Origin of the sequence: Brooklawnia sp., assembly GCF_032229645.1 — a bacterium.
Classification (GTDB): Bacteria; Actinomycetota; Actinomycetes; order Propionibacteriales; family Propionibacteriaceae; genus Brooklawnia.
Map to the genome: position 1 here is coordinate 5,962 of NZ_JAVTWX010000047.1, position 7,194 is coordinate 13,155.

The 7,194-nt window shown below is 64.5% G+C and carries 6 protein-coding genes; all 6 read left to right on the top strand.

The window, feature by feature from the left end; translation table 11 throughout:
- Positions 1–93: 93 nt before the first annotated feature.
- Positions 94–822 carry an MtrAB system response regulator MtrA gene (mtrA, locus tag AAFP05_RS03350; RefSeq protein WP_341728443.1) on the top strand — a complete coding sequence of 243 codons (729 nt, stop codon included), beginning with the start codon at positions 94–96 and terminating at the stop codon, positions 820–822.
- The gene (mtrB, locus tag AAFP05_RS03355; RefSeq protein WP_341728444.1) at positions 822–2,438 is read left to right on the top strand and encodes an MtrAB system histidine kinase MtrB; all 1,617 of its coding nucleotides are present in this window, start codon (positions 822–824) and stop codon (positions 2,436–2,438) included. The genes mtrA and mtrB overlap by 1 nt, the downstream gene beginning before the upstream one ends.
- Positions 2,435–4,195, top strand: a complete 1,761-nt coding sequence (locus AAFP05_RS03360) for an LpqB family beta-propeller domain-containing protein (protein WP_341728445.1) — start codon at positions 2,435–2,437, stop codon at positions 4,193–4,195. Before mtrB ends, AAFP05_RS03360 begins: the two co-directional genes overlap by 4 nt.
- Before the next feature lie 94 nt (positions 4,196–4,289).
- Positions 4,290–4,994 carry a ComF family protein gene (locus AAFP05_RS03365; protein WP_341728446.1) on the top strand — a complete coding sequence of 235 codons (705 nt, stop codon included), beginning with the start codon at positions 4,290–4,292 and terminating at the stop codon, positions 4,992–4,994.
- 158 nt (positions 4,995–5,152) lie between these two features.
- The gene (gene raiA / locus AAFP05_RS03370) at positions 5,153–5,776 is read left to right on the top strand and encodes a ribosome-associated translation inhibitor RaiA (protein ID WP_341728447.1); all 624 of its coding nucleotides are present in this window, start codon (positions 5,153–5,155) and stop codon (positions 5,774–5,776) included.
- Between the two features lie 269 nt (positions 5,777–6,045).
- The coding region (locus AAFP05_RS03375; protein ID WP_341728448.1) for a DEAD/DEAH box helicase at positions 6,046–7,194 on the top strand (1,149 nt) is incomplete at its 3' end.

The window sequence follows — 7,194 nt, forward strand, 5'->3', positions numbered from 1 at the left end:
AAGTACACAAACCGGGCACACCCCCAAGCAGCTGCACATCGGCGGCCGCCCGGCTGGCTAGGATGGCAGGCAACCGAACTGCAACGAGGGGGCATGAGCACTTCTGCGGGCCCGATGGGCAATCAACACAAGATTCTGGTGGTCGACGACGATGCCGCGCTCGCCGAAATGCTTCAGATCGTCCTGCGTCAAGAAGGTTTCGACACCGAATGGTGCGCGACCGGGGACCAGGCAATCAGTGCATTTCTGCAATACCAGCCGTCGCTCGTGCTGCTCGACGTGATGCTGCCCCGCATGGACGGTATTCGGGTCTGCCGGCAGCTGAGGGAACTGTCGGGTGTGCCGATCATCATGCTGACCGCCCGCACCGACACCACCGACATCGTCCGCGGCCTCGAAGAAGGTGCCGACGACTACGTCTCCAAACCCTTCAAGACCAAGGAGCTCGTCGCTCGCGTCCGCACCAGGTTGCGCGCGAACGCGCCCACCGAGCCTCCCGCCGCCGAATCGCTGCGCATCGGCGACCTGACGATCTCGACGCTGAGTCATCAGGTGACCCGAGATGGTCAGCCCATCAACCTCACCCCGCTCGAGTTCGATCTGCTGGTCGCGTTGGCGAAGCGTCCCAAGCAAGTACTGACCCGCGAAGCCCTGCTGGAAGAGGTCTGGGGATACCGGCATGCCGCCGACACCAGACTGGTCAATGTTCACGTGCAGCGGCTGCGCTCCAAGGTCGAGCACGACCCCGAACACCCGGAGATCGTCGTCACCGTTCGCGGCGTCGGCTACCGCGCCGGTGAGCAGGCCGCAGGCGACGACTGATGATGGCTGGGCGGCCGCCGCGCTGGTACGTCAGGATCGTTCGTCTCGTCCGCGTCGTTTGGGGTTCGTCGCTGCCGCTGCGAGTGATCGTGATGACCTGCGTAGCGTCGGTCTTCGTCCTGCTGCTTGGTGGCTGGGTCTTCCTCAACCAGGCGACCAATGACCTGGTGGACGCGAAGAAGCAGGCGTCGGTCGTCGAGGCGAACAGTGCGCTGCGCCGAATGCAGGTGCAGTTGGACGACACCGACCTGGCCACCAACTCGCTGCTGGAACGGCTCGGCCAGCTGGCCAGCGAGATCGGCAGCCAACCGAGCCAGTTCAGCGTGATGATCGAATCGTCATCGAGCGCCTTCATGTCGCGCGGTCTGGAATCTTCCAGCGTCCCCGATGCTTTGCGCGCAACCCTGGACGACGAATCCAGAAGCCTGTACGTGACGTTGACCCAGGTCCGCTACAGCGACGGCACCTCGGAGCCGGCGGTCGTGGTCGGCGGGCATCTCTATGCCCCTTCCGGGCAGACGTTTCCCGCATACTTCATCTTCCCGGCCAGCACCGAACAGCAGACTCTCCAGATGCTCCAGCGCGATCTGGCGTCGACAGGGGTCATGCTGATGATCTGCCTGGGCATCATCAGCTACCTGGTCGCACGCGAGATCACCAAGCCATTGCGCAGCGCCGGCGAGATCGCCGGACGAATCGCCAGCGGCAATCTCGACCAGCGGATGGATGTCAAGGGCACCGACGAGATGGCCAGCCTGGCCACCTCCATGAACAACATGGCAGCCGAACTGCAGCGCCAGATCGGCCAGCTGGAAGATCTCTCGCTGGTTCAGCAACAGTTCGTCTCCGATGTCAGTCACGAACTTCGTACTCCGTTGACCACTATGCGAATGGCCACCGAGGTGCTGCACGACTCCCGGGAGAACTTCACTCCCGAACTGGCGCGAAGCGTCGAACTACTGCATGACCAGGAAGAACGATTCGAATCGATGCTCGGCGACCTGCTGGAGATCTCGCGCTTCGATGCGGGTGCTGCGCTGCTGGCCATCGACGATGTCGACCTCGGTGACCTGGTGGAGGCCGAGATACACGCCCAGCAGGCGATGGCTTCGGCGGCGGGCTCCGAGCTGGTGCTGCGGCGCGGCGGCCTCAGCGTGGTCGAGGCGGACGCCCGGCGAGTGCAGCGCATCGTTCGCAACCTGCTGACCAATGCGATCAACCATGGCGAACGTCGGCCGATCGTGCTTACCGTGGCCGGCGATTCTCGCGCGGTCGCGCTGACCGTGCGCGACCACGGCGTCGGATTCGAGCCGGAACAAGCCGATCAGGTCTTCCTGCGGTTCTGGCGGGCGGACGAGAGCCGCAACCGGGTCGTGGGTGGTACCGGGCTCGGGTTGGCCATCTCGCTGGAGGATGCCCGGCTACACCATGGCTGGCTGGAAGCCTGGGGACGCCCGGGTGAAGGCGCACAGTTCAGGCTGACGCTGCCGCGCAACCAGCAGATCGTCCTGGATTGTTCGCCGCTGCCGTTGCAACCGGACGAGCAGGCGGACGACCGGCCACCAGCAGCGCTCGACGTGGGCAGACCCGAACCTCACGATGGGACGCAATCATGAACCCCCGCAGGATCACTGTCTGGCTGATCGTGGTGCTGAGTCTCGTCCTGGGAGGGTGCAGTCGCTTCCCGACCTCGGGACCCATTGAGACCGTCGGCGATGTCAGCAGCGATGAGCGTACTGCGGGTATCGATGTCGCCGCGCAACCCCCGGATCCGGGCGCCGGCGCCGAGGCGATCTTGGACGGCTTCTTGGCGGCCTCCGAGTCGCCCGCCGACGGCTACGCGGTGGCCCGGCAATACCTCACCGACCAGGCCGCCGCCGCCTGGCGTCCCGAAGCAGGCATTGATGTCTATGACGCTTCCGGGCAATCGCGGGTGATCACCGCCGACGGGTCAGCTGTGGTGCGGGCGCCGCTGGTGGGCAGACTCGACGAGGATCACATCTTCACGGCGGCGCGCGACACCGAGTACAGCCACAACTTCGAGCTGACAAGGGTCGACGACCAGTGGCGCATCAGCAACCCGGGTGCCGGCATTCTGATGTCTCGGCAGCGCTTCCAACAAGCATTTCAGGCCGTGCCGGTGTATTTCCTCAACCTGCCCGGCGACCGGCTGGTGCCCCAGCAGGTCTTCTTGAGGCAGAACGAGTTCAGCGCCACGGCGCCCGATGCCCTGGTGCGGGCGGTCATCCGCGGGCCCGGCAGCTGGCTGCGTCCGGCGGTCTTCAATGCGCTGCCCGACGGTGTGACCTCAAGCGGCACCTGGGTGGGCGATGACGGCATCGCACATCTGGCGTTGAGCGAGCAGATCGAGGCGCTCAGCGCCGACCAGCGGCTGCAGGCCGCAGCCCAACTGCTTTTCACACTGTCTCATTTCGGCTCGATCGACGGTCTGCAGATCAACGTAAACAACCGGTCGCTGGCCATTCGCGGTGCGGACGACAACGGCATTCTGCGCTTCAGTGAGCTGTCCCAGTACGATCCGGAACGCACGCGCGCCCCGCGCGATCTCTATGCGATCCAAGATTCGGCGATCATCAAGCTCCCCGAGACCGTCGGAGCGGCGCAGATCAGGCTTCCGGGAGCCCTGGGCTCGGGCTGGGATCAGGACCCCGCGTGGTTGGCGGTTTCGTGGCAGGGCACCGAGGTGGCTGTGGTCAATGCCGACCGCACTGGTTTGTACCGCGCGTCCACCGGCGATGGCGAACCGGTGGCGACCTACGAGGGCACGATGCTGACGAAGCCGCAGTTCGACGCCGACGAGAGGCTGTGGACGCTGGACAACACCGCCGACGGGGTGGTGGCCGTCGTCGCGTCGGGCGAGGATGAGCCGCTCGTGGTACCGATTCCGGAGTTCGGGTCGAGCAGGGTGCTCAGCTTCCGGATCTCACCCGATTCGGCCCGGATGGCGGTGATCGTGGACACCGGGCAGACCCAGCAGCTTGGAATGCTGCGGCTGCGGGGCAGCGACCAGCTGGTCATCGACGGCTGGCGGGAGTTGCCGCTCAACACGGCATCGGGTCAGCTCACCAGCTTGCGGGATGTGGCGTTCTCGTCGTCCGGAAAGATGATGGTCTTGGGTGCGGGGGAGGGCGACTCGCAGTTCAGCGTCTATTCGGTGGATATCGATGCTGCTCAGGTCACCTCGCAGGGCCCGCTCTACGGTGCCGATGTGGTCGCTGTGACGGCGATGCCGCTGGACGGCACCGTCACCGCCGCTGTTCTGACCGTCACAGATCTGGCGTTGCGCTACGAAGCTCAATACCGCTGGCAGGGGCTGCTCGACGACGTCACCGATGTGGCGTATCCGAGCTAGCGGGGCTTTCCGGGAGGGTTCTTAACCCGCCGAGACTGTCCACAGCAGCAAGGCGATTTGACCGATTCGGGCGCGGGTTACCAATACTTCCGGCATGCCGATTTCATCGATGACGCTACGCCGGCTCTGGGATGCTGCCGCCGATCTTGCGCTCGGGTCCAGCTGCCCAGGCTGCCATGCCTGTGGCTGGGGCCTGTGCGACACCTGCCGCGAGCAGTTGCCCGCCGCGCCGCATTCCGTGGTGCGCCCGGACTGGCCGCCGGGCCCGCAGGTGGTGGCCGGCGGCTGGTATCGCGAACCGCTGTCCTCGATGGTCATCGCCCACAAGGACGACGGTGCCTGGCAACTGGCGGGAGTACTGGGAGGACTACTCGCCGGGGCCATCGACGCGATTGAGCGCGACAGCAACTCGAAGGCGGTGCTCGTCCCGGTGCCCTCCGATCGGGCTGCCGTGCGCAGGCGGGGCTATGATCACTCCCGCGCGCTGGCCAACGCTGCCGGACGCAGGCTCGGTATCGGGGTCGTCCCGCTACTGAAGCGGGCGCGTGCTGCGGACGATCAGGTGGGCCGCGGCCGGGACGATCGGCTGGGCTCGCAGTGCGACACGATGGTGGCCCTGGGTGCTTCGTCGGTGCCGCTGATCGTGACAGATGACGTAGTCACCACGGGTGCCACGATGGTCGAGGCGGTTCGGGCACTGCGTGCGGCAGGGTGCTTCGTCCAAGGTGCAGCGGTGATCTGCGACACCCCCAGATACGCAACTGCCGGTTTAGGCGCCACCGACCAGTCAGATGAGTAACGTTGGTGTATGGCACGATCTGTTGGAACGTCAACGAGGGAGCTGAAAGGCTTCGGAGGGCGTTTCTGGTGGGTCGTGCCACGTATTTTCCGCCCCGGCAGTTTTGGCTGCCGAACGGCTGGCTGGCAACAGCCAGTCCGCACAAGGAAGGAATGATCATGGACGTCAGCATCACCGGCAGGCATCTGACCATCTCCGATGGAACCCGTGAGCAGGTCACCGAGGAACTGACTGCGACTGTCGAGAAACTCCGCGATCGCGTGATTCGGGCCGAGGTCGAGTTCACTCAGGCCGAATCCAAGGGTGACCCGGACGGCGAGATCCGTTGCGAGATCACACTGCGAGGCAAGGGACCGGTCATCCGGGCCGGCGCCAACGCTTCTGACAAAATGATTGCTTTCGACCGAGCGGAAGAGAAACTCAAAGCACAGTTACGCAAGGCCGCCGATCGACGCAAGCGGCACCGAGGTTTGCGTGGAGCGAAGGATCTGGACGAGTTCAATCTGCCGCCGCTGGCGCTCGAAGAGAGCCTCGATGAGCAAGTTGCAACCCGCAAGGTCGCCGGTGGACTCGAAGTCACCGGAGACGGCCCGCTGGTGGTGCGCGAGAAGCGGTTCACGACCGTCCCCCTGACCCTGGCCCAGGCGTTGGACGAGATGGAGCTGGTCGGTCACGACTTCTTCTTGTACGTCGATGCCGAGACCGCCGAGCCGAGCGTGGTCTACCGGCGCAAGGCCTACGACTACGGCGTCATCCATCTGATGATGGACGCCCAGAACTGACGACCCTCCAAACCGGCGACCAGGAGAACCCGCCGGTCCGGCACTCGACCAGGATCGGGGACGCTGTCGATGGGCGGCGTCCCCGATCTTTGGTTCGCCATGGTTAGCAGCTGACGAAATCAACACGCGCGGCAATTGACTTGAGGGGTCTTCAGTCGAGGTGTGAGGGGCAGTCAGCACGAACTACACTGGTGGACGCTGCTGTCACAGGCGCGCAACCGGTGCGTCCAGCGGCGAGGAATCAGCAAAGGACGTATCCCGTGGGTTTCATGGACCGCCTGCTCAGTGTTGGTGAGGGACGCACGCTGAAGCGAATGCAGAAGCTCGCTCAGCAGATCAACCACATTGAGGACGACTTCGTCGCGATGGAAGACGACGAGTTGCGCGCGCAGACCGCTGATTTCAAGCAGCGCCTCGACAACGGGGAGAGCCTCGACCAGTTGCTTCCCGAAGCATTCGCGACGGTGCGGGAGGCCTCCAGCCGGGTGCTCGGCAAGCGTCCGTTCGACGTGCAACTCGTGGGCGGCATCGCGTTGCACGAGGCCAATATCGCCGAGATGAAGACCGGTGAAGGCAAGACCATCGTCGCCCTGATGCCCAGCTACCTGAACGCTCTGAGCGGCGAGGGCGTGCATGTGGTCACCGTCAACGACTACCTGGCCCAGTACCAGTCGGAGCAGATGGGCCGCGTGCACCACTTCCTCGGGCTCGATGTCGGTGTCATCTTGTCTCAGATGACCCCAGCCCAGCGCCGTGTCGCCTACGGCAAAGACATCACTTACGGCACGAACAACGAGTTCGGCTTCGACTATCTGCGCGACAATATGGCGCTCAGCCCCGATGATCTGGTCCAGCGGGGCCATCACTATGCGATCGTCGACGAGGTCGACTCGATTCTCGTCGATGAGGCCCGTACCCCGCTCATCATTTCGGGTCCGGCCACCGAGAACAAGCAGTGGTACCCGGTCTTCTCCAGGCTCGCCACCCGGTTGCAGCGCGACGTCGACTATGAGGTCGACGAGAAGAAGCGCACCATCGCGGTGCTGTCGCACGGAATCGAGACCACCGAGGATGTGCTCGGCGTCGAGAACCTCTACGAGAGCGCGAACACTCCGCTGATCGGATACCTGAACAATTCGATCCGGGCCAAGGAACTCTTCCACCGCGACCGCGACTACGTGGTCGCCCAGGGCGAGGTGCTGATCGTCGACGAGCACACCGGACGCACGCTGATCGGACGCCGCTACAACGAAGGCCTGCACCAGGCGCTCGAAGCCAAGGAAGCCGTCGCGATCAAGGACGAGTACCAGACGCTCGCCACGATCACCTTGCAGAACCACTTCCGCATGTATGACAAGCTCGCGGGCATGACCGGCACGGCCAAGACCGAGGAGAGCGAGTTCCAGAAGATCTACGGC

Bases quoted from the DNA above. Each gene is read 5' to 3' on its own strand.
- mtrA (WP_341728443.1), top strand. From the start codon at position 94: ATGAGCACTTCTGCGGGCCCGATGGGCAATCAACACAAGATTCTGGTG.
- mtrB (WP_341728444.1), top strand. From the start codon at position 822: ATGATGGCTGGGCGGCCGCCGCGCTGGTACGTCAGGATCGTTCGTCTC.
- AAFP05_RS03360 (WP_341728445.1), top strand. From the start codon at position 2,435: ATGAACCCCCGCAGGATCACTGTCTGGCTGATCGTGGTGCTGAGTCTC.
- AAFP05_RS03365 (WP_341728446.1), top strand. From the start codon at position 4,290: ATGCCGATTTCATCGATGACGCTACGCCGGCTCTGGGATGCTGCCGCC.
- raiA (WP_341728447.1), top strand. From the start codon at position 5,153: ATGGACGTCAGCATCACCGGCAGGCATCTGACCATCTCCGATGGAACC.